This is a genomic window from Prevotella sp. lc2012 (assembly GCF_900107065.1).
GTDB lineage: Bacteria > Bacteroidota > Bacteroidia > Bacteroidales > Bacteroidaceae > Prevotella.
On the sequence record NZ_FNUF01000003.1, the window covers coordinates 218,313 to 235,047 of the forward strand.

The 16,735-nt window shown below is 56.2% G+C and carries 11 protein-coding genes; 6 read left to right on the forward strand and 5 right to left on the reverse strand.

What is annotated here, in order from left to right; translation table 11 throughout:
- Positions 1-16: 16 nt before the first annotated feature.
- The 3 genes from BLU99_RS07575 to BLU99_RS07585 all read left to right on the forward strand — a co-directional run bounded on the left by BLU99_RS07575 (position 17) and on the right by BLU99_RS07585 (position 6,036).
- Positions 17-1,000 (forward strand): FecR family protein, encoded by a 984-nt coding sequence (locus BLU99_RS07575; protein ID WP_144006114.1) that lies wholly within the window; start codon positions 17-19, stop codon positions 998-1,000.
- Positions 1,001-1,106: 106 nt separating this feature from the next.
- Entirely contained in the window at positions 1,107-4,442 is a 3,336-nt protein-coding gene (locus tag BLU99_RS07580) for a TonB-dependent receptor (protein ID WP_091900756.1), read from the forward strand.
- A gap of 19 nt (positions 4,443-4,461) precedes the next feature.
- The gene (locus tag BLU99_RS07585; protein ID WP_176771081.1) at positions 4,462-6,036 is read left to right on the forward strand and encodes a RagB/SusD family nutrient uptake outer membrane protein; all 1,575 of its coding nucleotides are present in this window, start codon (positions 4,462-4,464) and stop codon (positions 6,034-6,036) included.
- 835 nt (positions 6,037-6,871) lie between these two features.
- Here the strand turns inward: BLU99_RS07585 and BLU99_RS07595 are convergent.
- Both BLU99_RS07595 and mfd read right to left on the reverse strand, forming a co-directional pair.
- The gene (locus BLU99_RS07595; RefSeq protein ID WP_091900762.1) at positions 6,872-7,297 is read right to left on the reverse strand and encodes an Hsp20/alpha crystallin family protein; all 426 of its coding nucleotides are present in this window, start codon (positions 7,295-7,297) and stop codon (positions 6,872-6,874) included.
- Between the two features lie 119 nt (positions 7,298-7,416).
- Complete coding sequence (mfd, locus tag BLU99_RS07600) at positions 7,417-10,857, reverse strand: transcription-repair coupling factor (RefSeq protein ID WP_091900764.1); 3,441 nt, start codon at positions 10,855-10,857, stop codon at positions 7,417-7,419.
- Positions 10,858-11,002: 145 nt separating this feature from the next.
- Between mfd and BLU99_RS07605 the strand changes: the two genes are divergently transcribed.
- The 3 genes from BLU99_RS07605 to BLU99_RS07615 are packed head-to-tail and all read left to right on the forward strand — an operon-like array spanning position 11,003 to position 13,694.
- Entirely contained in the window at positions 11,003-11,755 is a 753-nt protein-coding gene (locus BLU99_RS07605; RefSeq protein ID WP_091900766.1) for a polyprenol monophosphomannose synthase, read from the forward strand.
- A gap of 8 nt (positions 11,756-11,763) precedes the next feature.
- Entirely contained in the window at positions 11,764-12,522 is a 759-nt protein-coding gene (locus tag BLU99_RS07610) for a lysophospholipid acyltransferase family protein (RefSeq protein ID WP_091901129.1), read from the forward strand.
- A gap of 8 nt (positions 12,523-12,530) precedes the next feature.
- Positions 12,531-13,694, forward strand: a complete 1,164-nt coding sequence (locus BLU99_RS07615) for a metallophosphoesterase (protein ID WP_091900768.1) — start codon at positions 12,531-12,533, stop codon at positions 13,692-13,694.
- Here the strand turns inward: BLU99_RS07615 and BLU99_RS07620 are convergent.
- From BLU99_RS07620 to BLU99_RS07630, 3 genes are read right to left on the reverse strand one after another with little or no spacing between them, the layout of a single operon-like run.
- Complete coding sequence (locus tag BLU99_RS07620) at positions 13,691-14,488, reverse strand: vitamin B12 dependent-methionine synthase activation domain-containing protein (RefSeq protein WP_091900770.1); 798 nt, start codon at positions 14,486-14,488, stop codon at positions 13,691-13,693. The genes BLU99_RS07615 and BLU99_RS07620 overlap by 4 nt on opposite strands.
- Positions 14,485-15,858 (reverse strand): dihydroorotase, encoded by a 1,374-nt coding sequence (locus BLU99_RS07625; protein WP_091900772.1) that lies wholly within the window; start codon positions 15,856-15,858, stop codon positions 14,485-14,487. Before BLU99_RS07625 ends, BLU99_RS07620 begins: the two co-directional genes overlap by 4 nt.
- Positions 15,855-16,649, reverse strand: a complete 795-nt coding sequence (locus BLU99_RS07630; RefSeq protein WP_091900775.1) for a DUF4369 domain-containing protein — start codon at positions 16,647-16,649, stop codon at positions 15,855-15,857. Before BLU99_RS07630 ends, BLU99_RS07625 begins: the two co-directional genes overlap by 4 nt.
- Positions 16,650-16,735: the final 86 nt, after the last annotated feature.

Below are 16,735 nucleotides of genomic sequence, written 5' to 3' on the forward strand. Positions count from 1 at the left end.
AAAAAACAGGTATAGCGTGAGTCGATACATGCCACAGATCGTCAAGTATTTCTTCCGCCATCAGGTGTCGGACGAGATAGCTTCAAAGGTACAGGACCGTCTTGTACACACATCCCATGACCTCGATCCCGTACTCCGGGAGCTCTGGGACGAGTGCGAGGAGGCCACTGCCGACGACGCATCTACGGAGACAGCCTACCGACGGCTCCTGTCGTCGCTGCCTGGTTCATCGGGCAGCGGACGTCTGCCATGGCTGAAGATCGCGGCCATCTGGATCGTCCCGTTCACGCTGATGGGTCTGGCGGCCTTCTTCTACGCCTCAGGTCTCAAGCAGTCGAGATCCCTGTCCGAGGTGGTGTTCATGCATCAGTTCACGGCCTACGGCGAGCGCTGCATGGTGACCCTGCCCGACAGTTCGCGGGTATGGCTCAACGGCGGCAGCTCACTCATCTATCCGTCGCGCTTCGTTTCGGCCGAGCGGAATGTCTGTCTCACTGGCGAGGCCTTCTTCGAGGTGACGAAAGACGCCAGTCGTCCGTTCACCGTCGATGTGAACCAGATGAAGCTGAAGGTGCTGGGCACCACGTTCAACGTGTTCTCCTACCCCGACAACCCGAAGGTCGTGGCCACCCTCGAGACGGGTAAGATCGAGATCAGCGTGGCCAACCAGAAGAAGCCCTATGTCCTGTCGCCCGACAACCAGTTGGTGCTCGACACCAAGACAGGCGACGTAGAGGTGCACGATGTCCGTGCGGCCGACTTCTCCGTCTGGCGCATCCCGGCCCTCCATTTCGACGAGGTCGAGCTCATGTATGCGTTCCAGCAGATTGCGCGCACCTACGATGTGAAGATTCATATTCAGAACAGCCGATATAATCATCAGACCATCAGAGCACACTTCAATGCCGGCGAGAGCATCGAAGGTATCATGGCCGTCATCAAGATGCTGATACCCTCGCTGAACTACGAGATCGACGGCAACGACATCTTCATCAGGTAACTTTTCTTTTTACTTTATTTAACATAAACGGATTGGGTGTACACTTCACATTTATTGTCCTTTGGGTACATTAACTATTATTATTTCAATCTAATTTCAACCTAAAATGAAGGAAAGACAAAACCGAATTCTGAGACTAGCTGCTATGTTGCTACTTGGAGGCTGCCTCTCGCTTCAGGCCCAGAACGTATCGTTCAACAACGAACGGGTGACCCTGAAGAAGGCATTTGAGAAAATCGAGTCTGTAAGTAACTACCGTATTGCTTACAATGCGACGAAGTTGAACGTCAACCAGCAGGTTGTTCTGAACCAAAAGGACAAGACCGTGCCCCAGATCATGGACGAGCTGCTCAAGGGCACCGACTACACTTTCGAGATCAAAGGCCATCAGATCATCATCGTGCCGAAGAGACAGACCAAGTCGGATGCCAGGCAGAAGATCACAGGTATCGTGACCGACGAGAACGGTGAGGGCATCATCGGCGCCAGCATCACCGAGAAAGGCACAGGCAACGGAACCGTTACCGACATCAACGGCCGCTACGAGCTGACCGTACCGAAGGGAAGCACCATCCAGATCAGCTATATCGGCTATCTGACACAGCATATAAAGGTCAACAAGAATCAGATCGACATCCGTCTGACCGAGGACGCCCACAGCCTCGACGAAGTGGTGGTGGTGGGCTACGGTCAGATGAAGAAAAGCGACTTGACCGGCTCCGTATCTTCAGTGGCCGTCGACCACGACAAGGCCATCTACAATTCAGGTATCGACCACCTGCTGCAGGGTAACGCCCCCGGTGTGTATGTCAACGGCGGCGACTCGCAGCTGGGTGGACTCGTCAACGTGCGCATCCGCGGTACCTCTACCCTCAACGGTAACAAGGAACCGCTGTATGTGATCGATGGTATTATCATGAACGACGCTACCGAGGACGTCGGCAACCCCAACAGCGGTGGTGGCACAGGTAGCGACCCCGTGCAGACCACCCAGAGCGGTCTGACAGGTATCAACCCCCAGGACATCCAGAGCATCGAGGTGCTGAAAGACGCCTCTGCCACAGCCATCTACGGTAGCCGCGCCTCCAACGGTGTCGTGCTCATCACCACCAAGCAGGGTAAGAGCGGCAAGGCCAAGATCAACCTCACCACCGGTATCTCTTTCGACCGTGCCAGCAAGCACATCAACGTGCTCAACGCCGAGGAGTATATCGCCTACAGGAACGAGAAGGAAGAAGACTTCTACAAAGCCGACTTCCACCCCGAGAACCGCGACTGGCAGCGCGAGCTGTTCCACACCGCCATCACCCAGTCCTACCGTCTGTCGGCCAACGGTGGTAACGACAAGGCCAACTACTACGTGGCTGGCGGTTACCTCGACAACAAAGGTATCATCCGCAACACCGGTCTGTCACAGGCCGACCTCCGTGTGAACTACCAATACAAGCTCAACAACAACCTCGCGCTGAAGGGTACGTTCAGCATGATGCGCCGTGTGAACGACATGACCACAGGTACCGACGGACAGGGTAACCAGCGCACCAGTCTGACGCGCCATGCCGTCCTGGCCAAGCCCTTCGCCAATGTCGATCCCGAGGACGACGACGATACCGGTCTGCAGCTCACGCCGACCAACTGGCTCACCGACTATGAGGACCACTCCGAGGAGAACCGCACCATGGCGTCGATCGCCCTCGACTATAAGATCATCAAGGGTCTCACCTTCCACCTGATGGGCTCCTACGACAACCGCGACAAGACCCGTTCACGCTGGTACAGCACAGGTGTGTACACCGGCATGAAGGTGAACGGTCAGCTGGGCTACAGCGAGCTGAGAAGTCTGAAGAAAGGCCTCGAGGCCCTGTTCTACTACGACTACACCCTGAACCACGTCCATCACCTCTCAGGAACCGCCGGTGTCACCTACGAGCGTCGCGATGCCAACCGCTACGGCATGCTGGGCGAGGACTTCTCGATCCTGAGTCTGGGCATCGACGGTATCGGCTATGCCAACAAGACCTATACCAACAGTCACTCGATGACCAACGAGACCACCGCCTCATCGCTGGTCCGTATGAACTACAACTACCTCGACCGCTACCTCGTCACCCTGACAGGCCGTGTCGACGGCTCGAGCAAGTTCCAGAAAGGCAACCGCTACAGCTTCTTTCCCTCGGTGGCCCTGGCCTGGCGCGTGAACCAGGAGCAGTTCCTGAAAGACAGCCAGTGGCTCAGCAACCTGAAGGTGCGTCTGGGATGGGGTATGACCGGTAACCAGAGTATCTCAGCCTACGCCACACAGAACACCTACGGCAATGTGGAGTACTCCACAGGCTCAGGTCAGAACATCGTCGGTCTGGAGCCCAGCAAGATCGCCAACCCCGACCTGAAGTGGGAGGCCACCACACAGGTCAACGCCGGTATCGACTTCGGTGCCTTCAACAACCGCCTCACCTTCAGCATCGACGCCTACCATAAGGAGACCAACGACATCCTGCAGTCGATGAACACCGCCGTATCAACAGGCTACAGCTCGATCTACGTGAACTGCGGCTCGATCCAGAACAACGGTATCGAGGTGGCAGTCAATGCCGTGCCCGTGAGCACCAAGGACTTCACCTGGACCATCGGCGCCAACCTGTCGCACAACAAGAACCGCATCACCGACCTCGGTCTGCCCCTGACCAAGTACGGCACCGAGTTCTACGAGGCCTACTACGGCACCAACCTGTCGTACTACGCTTCGGCCGCCTTCCCTGTCAACATCTTCATCAAGGGCAAGCCCATCGGACTGTTCTGGGGCTACAAGACCAACGGTATCTTCCAGAGCGACGAGCAGGCCAACGGACTGGTGTACAACGGCGACGCCCTGAAGGCAGGCGACATCGCCTATGTCGACACCAACGAGGACGGCGTCATCAACACCGAGGACCGCGTGATCCTGGGCGACCCGAACCCCGACTTCACCTTCGGCTTCAACACGTCGCTCACCTATAAGGACTTCACCCTGTCCGCACAGTTCCACGGCTCAGTGGGCAACGAGGTGGTCAACGCCAACAAGCTCGACAATACCAATACCTACTACGACTACAACATCCTGCGCGAGGCCTACTTCGACGCATGGCGCGCCGACAAGCCCAGCACCACCTATCCGCGCATCGGTGTACCCCTGAGCGAGCTGACCGATCGTCTGATCGAGGATGGCAGTTTCCTGCGCCTGGGCAGCCTGAGCCTGACATGGAACGTGCCCGTGAAGCCCGTGAAGCTCATCAACGCCATGCAGCTCACCCTCACAGGCCGTAACCTCTTCACCATCACCAACTACTCAGGCTACAACCCCGACATCAACAGCTTCTCCAACGACCCGAAGCGTATCGGCATCGACTACGGAAGCGCACCTATCACACGCTCATACAGCTGTACACTCAATGTTACATTCTAACCCTATAAACACAGCAACAATGAAAAAGATCAATATACTGCTGGGAGCAGCATTATTCACGATAAGCAGCACCCTGTTCACGTCATGTGACGACATCCTGGAAGAGAACACCGACTCGTTCCCCTCGCAGGCAGTCATCTACTCCAACGACAAGAGTGTGGAGGCAGCCCTGACGGGATGCTACCACGGTCTGATCAACTACAACGTGTTCCAGTCCGACTACCACACCATCTTCTGCACCGCAGGAGGCACGATGAACAACACCAGTTCGTCGTACAACGACTCCAAGGCCCAGAAGACCGAGCCCGACAACAAGTACGTCGGCCGTCACTTCAAGACCTGCTACCGTGTCATCGCCGACTGTAACGACCTGCTCAGCAAGATCGACGGCAGCGGTGCCTCCGACGTGCTCAAGACCCGTGCCAAGGGCGAGGCCCATTTCCTCAGAGGCATGATCTACTTCAACCTGGTGCGCGCCTTCGGCGGTCTGCCCCTGCGCCTCACCCCCATCACCAGCACCACACTCGACATGCCGCGCTCTACCGTCGAGGAGACCTATCAGCAGGTGGTCGCCGACCTCCAGGAGGCTGCCGAGCTGCTGCCCGAGGTGAACCCCACCGACGGCCGTCCCAACAGCTATGCCGCCCATGCCCTGCTGGCAAAGGTGTATATCACCCTGGCCAACGGCGAGGAAGGCTCCCCCTACTGGCAGAAGTGCATCGACGAGTGCATGAAGGTGTATGGCCACTACCAGCTGGTACCCCTGCAGACCCTGTACAACGCACAGAACCGCAATACGGCAGAGTCGATCATCGAGATCCAGTTCTCCGACATCAACGGCAGCACCTGGACCCAGGGCATCGCCCCCGATGTCAGCGACTTCACGCCCAACTCATCGAGCAACCCTTACGGCCGCTACCGCCCGTCGAAATATATCTTCGACACCTGGCGTGAGCAGTACCCCGGCGATCCCCGCATCGAGGAAGGAATCATCTACAACTACTACACAAAGAACGGCGGTGTCGACACCGTTGAGATCTATCCTGCCTACACCAGCGATACGGGTAGCGGCCGCATGTGGCCTTACCTCAAGAAGTTCCTCGACACCCGCTACGTGGCCCAGTACACCGCCCAGAACTTCATCTACCTGCGCTATGCCGACGTGCTGCTGATGCTCGCCGAGGCCATCAACGAGGTGAGCGGTCCCGACCAGGCCTACCAGTATGTCAACGAGGTGCTGGCCCGTGCCCGCAACAGTGCCGAGCCCGCCGCTGCGCAGCCCGCCGACTGGAGCGGCATGACCAAGGCCGAGTTCCGTCATCGCATCATGTACGAGCGTTTCTTCGAGCTGCTCGGCGAGGAGACCGAGTATTTCGACATGCGTCGCCGCGGTCCGGAGTTCCTGCTCGAGTACTGGAAGGCCCACAATGCCCATCCGGCCAACTGTCCCGAGCCGTCGTCGACCAAGTATAAGGAAGACTACTTCATCTGTACGCCGGAGATGGCCCAGCGCGCCATGCTGCTGCCCTTCCCCACGCTGGAGATCAACTCCAACAACGCCATCACCGATGCCGACCAGAACCCCGGCTACTAATCACGGAAAAAGTTTTCACATCATACATTTATGATTGATTGGTTAATGAAGGCTGCACCCCGACGATGGGGTGCAGCCTTACCTTTTCACCCCCACCACACACGGCAGGCGCGAGGGGGTGAAGCTAGAAAATTAAAACACAGATAATCAGTTACTTATGGTGTATGCATGCAGTGCATGCACTGCATGCATACACCTAATTCCCGATTTTATTTTGTATCTTTGTTCCCAGACTTATATTGATAGCTCATGGACCAAGTACATCACATACATTTTCGCCCCCCTCCTGTGTGACAGATGGTACAGATGACAGATGGGTCCTGAATACACATGCGCGTGTACGCAGGAACTCTCGAGCCGCCAAAAGTTCCTGCGTACACGCGTGAGAAATCTTATAACCCATCTGTCATCTGTACCATCTGTCACAAATAAAAGCAGAAGAAGATTATGGAAGGGGCACGGTTGCTGAGCCTGTCGAAGCAAGGTAGTGACCCTTCCACGCCCTACTACGAAAAAGTGCTCTTTGAAATGTTGTACCTTGATAAGCGACCAGACAAGTGTGTCGCCCCCCCCCCCCAACTATGGGTGAAAGAGATAATCCCTTTCGGTGAAAGAGACGTCATCTACGACTGATGGAGATAATCCCTATAGGGGTATAGGCCCTATCTCCATGACTCGTAAACCCTATCTGAATGACTCATAGGAGGCATCTCTTTAAGCCAAAGATCCCCCCATCCACAGGGACCGTATGAGGGAGGGGGGAAAAGAAAAAAGAGAGGGCGTCAATGGTGACGCCCTCTCTCTTCTTGTCAAACAATAACTAAAAACCTTGCATTTATACGATGTCGATCTGCCTGGAGACCTTGACTTTCTCTTCAACAACCTTCGGGAGCTCGACGGTGAGGACACCGTTGTCGACCTTCGCTGTGATCTCCTCGCGCTTGACGTCGTCGGGCAGGATCAGGGTCTGCTCGAACTTGGTGTAAGAGAACTCACGACGCAGATAGCGGGTGGTCTTGTCCTCGTCTTTCTTCTCGTTCTTGCTCTCCATCTTGATCATGAGGTTGCCCTCGTCGTTGATGTGTACGTTGAAGTCCTCCTTTTTCATGCCCGGTGCAGCAAGTTCTACGGTGTAGGACTTGTCGCTTTCTTTCACATTGATAGCTGGTGCTGTGAAGTTGGCCTTCGGCATCAGATCAACATCGAACAAATCATTGAATACACTGGGAACCCAGTTGTTACTTCTCATCATTGGCATCATAGTTGTTACCTCCTCGTTATACTTTTAAGTTGTTAATACTATTCATTCTGAACGCGGCCTCGCTGGAAGCGTTGTTCACAGAACAGGAAGCAAGAAAAATGCCAAGGGGAAAAGATGCGTCAATCTGTCAGAATCTCACGACAAACTGACAGCGCAGCCTCAACGGAGGCGACGGACGAGATGACCACGGAACGCTTGCCGCCGGCCTCACGGAAGTTGCACTGGCGGGCATGGGTGGACACATACTGCAGGATGCGGCCGAAGGCCTCGCTCTGATAGTAGGGGCTGTCGGGGTTGCTGACGAAGTAGAAGTACATCTTCTGCTGCTTGAGCATGAGCTTCTCGATGCCCAGCTGGCGGCCACAGACGCGGAGGGGAACGACACGGATGAGCTCTTCGGCGACATCGGGGATCGCGCCGAAGCGGTCTCTGAGACGACTGCGATAGGCCTCGAGCGAGGCCTCGAGGTCGTGGCGGTTGGCCAGGTTGTCGAGCTCACGATAGAGGAGCATACGCTCGGAGTCGTTGGGCACATACTGGTCGGGGAAATACATCTCGATGTCGGACTCGAGGGCACAGTCGTCGACCCACTGGGCGTTGACCATCGAAGACTGATCATTCTTATCTGCTGCGCCCTCGGCCTTGACGAACTCGGGTTCCTCGCTTCTCAGCTCGGCCATGGCCTGGTTCAGGATCTTCTGATAGGTCTCGTAGCCGAGGTCGGAGATGAAGCCCGACTGCTCGGCGCCGAGGAGGTTGCCGGCGCCACGGATATCGAGGTCCTGCATGGCGATATTGATGCCGGAGCCGAGGTCGGAGAAGTTCTCTAAGGCCTCGAGACGGCGGCGCGACTCGGGGTTGAGGGCGGCCAACGGGGGTGCCAGCAGGTAGCAGAAGGCCTTACGGTTGCCACGGCCCACACGGCCTCGCATCTGATGGAGGTCGGAGAGCCCGAAGTTATGGGCGCCGTTGATGATGATCGTGTTGGCATTGGGGATATCGATACCGTTCTCGACGATGGTGGTGGAGAGCAGCACGTCGTAGTCGTAGTTGGAGAAGTCGAGGATGATCTGCTCGAGCTCCTCGGGCTTCATCTGACCGTGACCGATGGCGACACGGGCGTCGGGGATATACTTATGGATCATCTCGGCGATATGCGTGAGGTCGGAGATGCGGTTGTTGACGAAATAGACCTGACCGTTGCGCGACATCTCGAAGTTGATGGCGTCGGTGATGATCTCGGCCCCGAAGGTGTGGATCTCGGTCTGGATGGGATAACGGTTGGGCGGCGGCGTCTGGATGACACTCAGGTCGCGGGCACCCACGAGGGAGAACTGCAGGGTGCGGGGGATGGGCGTGGCCGACATCGTGAGGGTGTCGACGCTGGACTTCATCTGGCGCAGCTTCTCCTTGGTGGAGACACCGAACTTCTGCTCCTCGTCGATGATGAGCAGGCCGAGGTCCTTGAACACAACGCTCTTGCCGATGAGCTTCTGGGTGCCGATGAGGATATCGATCTTACCGTCGGCCAGGTCCTTGAGCAGGGCCGTGGTCTGCTTGGTGCTCCGCGCACGGGTGAGGTAGTCGACCCGCACGGGCATGTCCTTCAGACGACCGGCAAAGGTGCGGAAGTGCTGGTAGGCCAGTACGGTGGTCGGCACGAGCACAGCCACCTGCTTGCCGTCGGTGGCGGCCTTGAAGGCGGCACGCACGGCCACCTCGGTCTTGCCGAAGCCCACATCGCCACAGACGAGGCGGTCCATCGGACGAGCGCGCTCCATGTCGGCCTTCACATCCTGGGTGGCCTTCAGCTGGTCGGGCGTATCCTCGTAGAGGAAGCTGGCCTCGAGCTCGTGCTGCATATAGGTGTCGTGACTGAAGGCGAAGCCTTTCTCACGGCGGCGCTTGGCGTAGAGCTTGATGAGGTCGCGGGCGATATCCTTGATATGTTTCTTGGTGCGTTCCTTCAGGCGCTCCCACTGACCGGTGCCCAGGGTGGAGAGACGGGGTGGCTCACCATTGTCCTGCGACTTGTATTTCGCCACCTTATAGAGGGAGTGGATAGACACGTAGATACTGTCGCCTCGCTGGTACAGAATCTTGATCATCTCCTGATAACCGTCGCCCTGCGGCATCCGCACCAGACCGCCGAACTTACCGACGCCGTGATCGACATGCACGACATAGTCGCCGATCTCGAACTGCTGGATCTCCTTCAGCGTCAGCGCCATCTTACCACTGCGGGCCTTGTCGCTCTTCAGACTGTACTTATGGAAACGGTCGAAGATCTGATGGTCGGTGAAGACACAGACGCGCAGGTCGTCGTCGACGAAGCCTTCGTGGAGGGTCTTGTCCACCGGCGTGAACACTTCTGTCTGCGGGCGCTCACCGCCCTTGGAGGGGTCGGCGGAGGTCAGGATCTCCTTCAAGCGCTCGTTCTGCTTCTGACTGTCGGCAAGGACGAAGATACGATAGCCCTGAAGGAGGTAGTCGTCGAACGCCTTCGTCAGCAGCTCGAAGTTCTTATGGAACAGCGGTTGGGTGGTGATATTGAAGCGGACCGTGGCCTGGGACTGGGATGACGGACGATGGCCGAACTCCACCCGACGGAACGTCTCGGCATCGGTCATGAACTGTGCCCCCGTGATGAGCTGCGACTCCTTCCGGAACTGGTGCTCGATCTCGCGCTGCTCCATCTCCGTGGCGGCCTCCAACTGCTCCAGTCTCGCCTGCGAGGAGAAGCCTTCCTGATAGGCACGGTCGATAGCATCGCGCACATAGAGATAGTCCTTGACCACCAAGACCACCTGTCTGGGCACGAACGAGAGGAAGGGTTCCTTGTTCTCGGTGGTGACGGCCAACTCGGGCACGATCTCGATACGGTCGCGCCGGTCCTTCGATAGCTGGTCCTCGACCTCAAAGGTACGGATGGAGTCGATATCGTCGCCGAAGAAGTCGATACGGTAGGGATACTCACAGCTATAGGAATAGACGTCGAGGATGGAACCGCGAAGGGCGAACTGACCCGGCTCATAGACGTAGTCGACCTCCTTGAAGCCGAAGCCACGAAGGGTGGTCTCGATCTCCGACACGGCGATGGTCTGGTCTTTCTCCAGGACGAGGGTCCGGGTGTCGAGGGCCTGCTTGGATACCACCATCTCGGCCAACGCCTCCGGATAGGTCACGATATAGAGGGCGGACGACTCCTGACTGTCGGCAGAGAGGCGCGCCAGCACTTCCGTGCGGAGGATCTCACTGGCCGCATCGCGCTGGGCGTACTTGATGGAACGGCGGTAACTGGAGGGGAAGAACAGCACGTCGCGGTTGCCTAACAACTGGGTGAGGTCGTGGTAGAAATAACCGGCCTCCTCGGCATCCTGGAGGATGAAAAGCAGCGGGGCCTTGACCCTCGGTGCCAGACAGCCGAAGAGCATGGATGACGAGGAGCCCAACAAGCCCTCGAGGAAAATCGTCTTCACCGAAGATTTCCCTAACAGATCTACCACCGCCGACACCTGCGGCAAACGGGTATAGACACTTTCTAATTCCTGTATATTCATCAGAACCGACTGCAAAGGTACGGAGAAAATAAGAATTAAGAGTTAAGAATTGAGAAAAAAAGTAGGACGACCGTAAAAAAACGCGACTCGTTGACCTTTATTCTAATTTAATTCGTATCTTTGCAGCACCAAACCATTAAAAACGATGTACGAAAGCGACAGCATAGTCATCATACCAACCTACAACGAGAAGGAGAACATTGAGAAGATCATCCGCGCAGTGTTTGCCCTTGACAAATGTTTCCATATTCTTGTGATCGACGACGGCTCGCCCGACGGGACGGCAGCCATTGTCAGAGGACTCATGGCCACGGAGTTCGGCCCCCGGCTCTTCCTCCTGGAACGGAGCGGGAAGCAAGGGCTCGGCACCGCCTATATCACCGGGTTCAAGTGGGCTTTGGCACACGACTATGAATATATCTTCGAGATGGATGCCGACTTCAGTCATGACCCGAACGACCTGCCCCGACTCTATGCGGCCTGTCATGACGAAGGCAACGACATGGCCATCGGCTCACGCTATGTGACAGGTGTCAACGTGGTGAACTGGCCCATAGGCCGGGTGCTGATGAGCTACTTCGCATCGAAATACGTGCGTCTCGTCACCGGCTTCCTGGTTCATGACACCACCGCCGGCTTCGTGTGCTACAAACGGCGGGTGCTGCAGACCATCGAGCTCGACAAGATACGATTCAAGGGGTATGCGTTCCAGATTGAGATGAAGTACACGGCCTACAAGATCGGATTCAAGATCAAGGAGGTGTCGGTGATCTTCGTCAACCGTCAGGAGGGCACCAGTAAGATGTCGGGCGGCATCTTCGGTGAGGCTTTCCTGGGTGTGATGAAGCTGCGCTGGGACGGATGGACACGGAAATACCCCAAACCCATTGAAAACTGAACAAGATGATGACCTTTCTATATAGGATTTATCAGTTACTGATCGGTCTGCCTATCGTGGTGATCCTGACGATCATCACCGCCCTGACAGTGGGTATCGGCACGACCATCGGCGACGGTCATTTCTGGGGATACTATCCCGGACGCTGGTGGGCGAAGCTCATCCTGAAGGTGCTGCTGATACCCGTCAAGGTGGAGGGGCGCGAGCACCTGGAGAAAGACCAGAGCTATGTGTTCGTGGCCAATCACCAGGGATCGTTCGACATCTTCCTGATCTACGGTCATCTGGGACGTAACTTCAAATGGATGATGAAGCACCAGCTGAAGAAGATGCCCTTCGTGGGCTTTGCCTGTCAGAAATCCCACCAGATATTCGTGGACAAACGGGGACCGAGTAAGGTACGCAAGACCTACGAGGACGCCCGTGAGATTCTGCAAGAGGGTTACAGTGTGGTGGTCTTCCCAGAGGGATCGCGCACCTTCACCGGGCATATGGGTCTGTTCAGGAAAGGGGCCTTCGCCCTGGCCGACGAGCTGCAGCTGCCCGTCGTACCGCTGACCATCAACGGCTCGTTTAACATCCTGCCAAGGATGCGCGACGGCAAATGGATCAAATGGCACCCGCTGTGTCTGACCATCCACCAGGCCATCTACCCTGTGGGCAAAGGACCGGACAATGTCAATGCCACCTTGCGACAGGCCTACGACTCGGTGATGTCGGCGCTGGTACCTGAATACCAAGGATACGTGGAAAACCCTGACCAGTAATCGCGTTCATGATTGCCAGAGCTCCTTATCTCTTTCTGCTGCTGATCATCGTTCCGGATCTTTATCTGGACTATCATTACTGGCGTCGCAGACACGCCATGTGGCAACGCCTACTACGCTGGTTGCCCACCATCGTACTGGTGGCCTATACGCTGTTCCTCACCTACGAGAAGAGCTTCATCCCCGACAACCCGATCATCGTCTATATATACATCCTGCTGCTAGGTCTGATTGCCATCCCAAAGCTGGTGTTCGTGCTGTTCTCCATGGCAGGCCTAGGACTCTGTAAGCTGCTGCATCGGCGTATCAACATCGGCAATCTGATCGGTGCGCTCTGCGTGCCGCTCATCTGGTATGTGGTCATCTACGGCAGCTTCGTCGGTTTCGGGAAGCTGGAGGTCAACCGCACCGTGTTCGTCGCGCCGGACCTGCCGGAGGCCTTTGACGGTTACCGACTGGTGCTGTTCGCCGACGCCCATGTGGGCACCTACGCGAAAGGGAGGCAGTGGATACTCAAACAGGCCATCGACAGTATCAACGCCCAGCGCCCCGACCTGATCGTGTTCGCCGGCGACCTGCAGAACATTCACCCGCAGGAGGTCTACCAGCACCTGGACATCCTGAGTTCGCTCAAGGCCAAGGACGGTGTCCTCTCGGTGCTAGGCAACCACGACTACGCCGAATACCTGGCGTGTGACGAGGTGACGAAGGTGGCCAACTGCCGTGAGACCAGGAGTCTGGAACAGCAGATGGGGTGGACCCTGCTGCTGAACGAGAACCGTACCATCGCACGAGGCAACGACCAGATCACGATAGCCGGCATGGAGAACGACGGCGACGGGAAGCGGTCGCCACGGAAAGGAGATATCACCAAGACACTGGACGGTGTGGCCGACGGTGCCTTCATCGTCATGGTAGAGCATGACCCTTCGGCCTGGCGACGGAAGATCATCCCTGACCACCGGGCTCAGCTGACCCTCAGCGGTCATACCCACGCCGGACAGATCAAGCTGTTCGGATGGTGTCCGTTGTCACTGACGGGAAAAGAGGTCAACGGCTGGTACCAGGAAGGACGGCAGTCGCTCTTTGTGACAGCCGGTCTGGGCGCTCTCGTCCCCTTCCGTTTCGGAGCCACGGGCGAGATCGTCGTGATCACCCTGAAGAAAGGTTAGAGGTTAGATGCGAGGAAGCGACGGACGACCTCAACAGGAAGACCACGGCGGGAGGCATAGTCGCGGAGCTGGTCTTCGCCGATCTTTCCCAGATTGAAATAGCGGGCCTGGGGATGAGAGAACATGAAACCGCTGACACTGGCATGGGGCTTCATGGCCCCACTCTCTGTGAGACGTATCCCGATCTGTTTCATATCCAACAGTTCATCGAGCATGAAGTTCAGACTGGTATCCGGTAAGGACGGATAACCGACAGCCGGACGGATGCCCTGGAACCTCTCTATCTGCATCTCCGCAATCGTCAGGCACTCGTCCTTGGCATAGCCCCAATACGTCTTTCTCACCTCCTCATGCATACGCTCGGCGGCCGCCTCGGCCAGACGGTCGGCCAGGAGCTGCACCATCATCTTCTGATAGGGATCGTTATCAAAATCGGTCTCCAGTCCCATATCCACGGACGTGGCAAAGACCCCGAGACGGTCTTTCACACCGGAGGAAAGCGGCCGGAGATAATCGGCCAGACAGAGATTAGGTTGTCCGACAGACGTCGGACGTTGTTGGCGCAACAAAGGGATCCGGGAACGCCCGATGACAATATCATCGCCATCGCCATTGGCATCGCATATCTCGAACAAGGCATACACATGATAACGGTCTTCCAACTCGGTGAGACAGGTCTCTGCCTCACGCTGCAAGCGGGCCTTCTCCGTGGGATCCTTCACCTGCCAGGCGAAGAAGAAATAAGGCCAGTTGACATAAGGCGTCAACGTTGAGATATCGTAAACCAGTCTCATCTGTCAACGCCATTGTCACCTCGTTCCCTGGAAAACAGCACCGGTTGACCGATATAATCCGTATCCACCTGACCCTGTCGGTAGACGGTGTGTCCATTACACAGGGTCTGTTCTACACGCCACAGATACATGTGACCTTCCATCGGACTCCAACCGCACTTGCTCTGGATATGCTCTTTCGTCACCGTCCAACCGGTATTCGGACGGACCAGGACGATATCTGCCTGATAGCCCTCGCGCAGGAAGCCCCTGCGCTGCACATCGAAAAGACGTGCGGGACGATGGCACATCAGTTCGACCAGTCGTCCGATACTGAGTATCCCCTGATCCACCAGTTCTAACATGGTGACCAACGAGAACTGGATCATGGGCATGCCACTAGCCGCCTTCACGCAGCCGCCCTCCTTCTGCGAAAGCAGATGAGGCGCATGGTCTGTGCCGATGACGGCGATACGTCCATCGCTCAACGCGTCGCGTAAGGCATCACGGTCACGCTGGGTCTTGACAGCCGGGTTACACTTGATACGTGTTCCAAGAGAGACATAGTCTCTGTCGCAGAAATACAGATGCGAGACCGTGGCCTCGGCGGTGATCTGCGGGCATCGGGCGCTGTTCACCGTCCACGGCTCGAACAGCGACAGCTCCCTGGCCGTCGTCACATGAGCGACATGAAGACGGGTATGATGCTTCCTGGCCAGTTCGACAGCCAGACGGGTACTCTCATAGCAGGCCTCCTCACTACGGATCTCCGGGTGATGGGTCACCTTCGGGTCATCGCCATACTTCTCGACCGCCAGTGCCATATTCCGGTTGATCATCTCTGTATCCTCGCAATGCGTCATGACTGGAAGCGCTGCCGACGTGAAAATACGGTCTAACGCATCCCGACGGTCGACCAGCATATTCCCCGTCGAACTGCCCATAAAGAGTTTGATACCGGGAATCCGGGTCGGGTCAAGACGGTTGAAGAGCTCCACATTATCGTTGGTCGCACCAAAGAAGAACGAATAGTTCACATGACTCTTCGCTGCCGCCAACACGAACTTTTCCTCCAGAGCCTCCAGCGTGGTGGTCTGCGGAACCGTGTTCGGCATATCGAAATAGGTGGTCACCCCGCCCGCTGCTGCCGCACGACTCTCGGTGTCGATATCGGCCTTGGCCGTGAGTCCCGGCTCACGGAAATGGACATGATCGTCGATCACACCGGGCATAACGAAACATCCCGAAGCATCGATCACGTCGTCGAACGATGCTTCGGGAATTGTATGTCCTTGAACAACACGGGCTATCCGCTCATCCTCTATGATTAAGGAGCCTTCGAATATCTTCCCCTCGTTGACGAGGGTTCCCCCGTGTATGAGTATCTTCATTTCTGAGGCAGATTGAGAGACGGCATCTGCAATGAGTCGGGAGTCTGCGGGGGCGTCTGCGACGCCGGAGCCTGAGAAGTAGCAGCATCCTCTACCAGCCCATTCTGACGGGCCTGTATCTCGTTCGCCGTCTGGTAGTACTGCTTCACATATGGGTCGTCCTTGAATTTCTTCGTGGCCTTGCTCATGATATCCTCGATCTGTGGGGTCAGCACAGGATAAGCATAGCTGCTGGTCATCATCATGAAGACTCCAGGACCCAATATGTTGTCAAAGTTCTCTACAATGAAATTCGTCACCAGACTGTCCTCCTGTTGTGACAGGCGGGCTGCCTCGACAGAGAGCTGACGGTTGATGACCTCCTCGTCGACGCCATCGAGTAACATCTGACTCTGCTTATGAGAAAGCTCGTTCATCTCACTGCCCAACTGATCGTGACGGTGGATAAACTCATACAGCTTATCGTTCAGAGGCGTACCACTGACCACCCGACTGGTATTATCAATACGGATCTCGATCTCGCCTTTCTCGATGACTACCGGCATCATCAGCGGTTCGTCATCCATATACAGATTGGCTAACTTGACTGTATCCAGAATACCAGAGAAATGGAACTTGCCATGCACGACATCGCACGAATCCATATTCTTCAACTCCTGATCCTTCACCGTCTTCAGATAAAGCTTACTGCCATCGAGAGACGATACAGAGGAGGAACCCTGGATAGAATAGGACTCAGCACAGGATGCGAACACAACTATGACGACGAATGCATATAGAATCTTGCTCATAAATATTTATTTCGTGGCGCAAATGTACAACGATATATTGAAGTAGAAAAAAAAATTTGCGCATTTTAAAACAAATGCGCAATCTT

Coding starts and splice junctions, on each gene's coding strand:
- BLU99_RS07580 (WP_091900756.1), top strand. CDS start 1,107: ATGAAGGAAAGACAAAACCGAATTCTGAGACTAGCTGCTATGTTGCTA.
- BLU99_RS07585 (WP_176771081.1), top strand. CDS start 4,462: ATGAAAAAGATCAATATACTGCTGGGAGCAGCATTATTCACGATAAGC.
- BLU99_RS07595 (WP_091900762.1), bottom strand. CDS start 7,297: ATGATGCCAATGATGAGAAGTAACAACTGGGTTCCCAGTGTATTCAAT.
- mfd (WP_091900764.1), bottom strand. CDS start 10,857: ATGAATATACAGGAATTAGAAAGTGTCTATACCCGTTTGCCGCAGGTG.
- BLU99_RS07605 (WP_091900766.1), top strand. CDS start 11,003: ATGTACGAAAGCGACAGCATAGTCATCATACCAACCTACAACGAGAAG.
- BLU99_RS07610 (WP_091901129.1), top strand. CDS start 11,764: ATGACCTTTCTATATAGGATTTATCAGTTACTGATCGGTCTGCCTATC.
- BLU99_RS07615 (WP_091900768.1), top strand. CDS start 12,531: ATGATTGCCAGAGCTCCTTATCTCTTTCTGCTGCTGATCATCGTTCCG.
- BLU99_RS07620 (WP_091900770.1), bottom strand. CDS start 14,488: ATGAGACTGGTTTACGATATCTCAACGTTGACGCCTTATGTCAACTGG.
- BLU99_RS07625 (WP_091900772.1), bottom strand. CDS start 15,858: ATGAAGATACTCATACACGGGGGAACCCTCGTCAACGAGGGGAAGATA.
- BLU99_RS07630 (WP_091900775.1), bottom strand. CDS start 16,649: ATGAGCAAGATTCTATATGCATTCGTCGTCATAGTTGTGTTCGCATCC.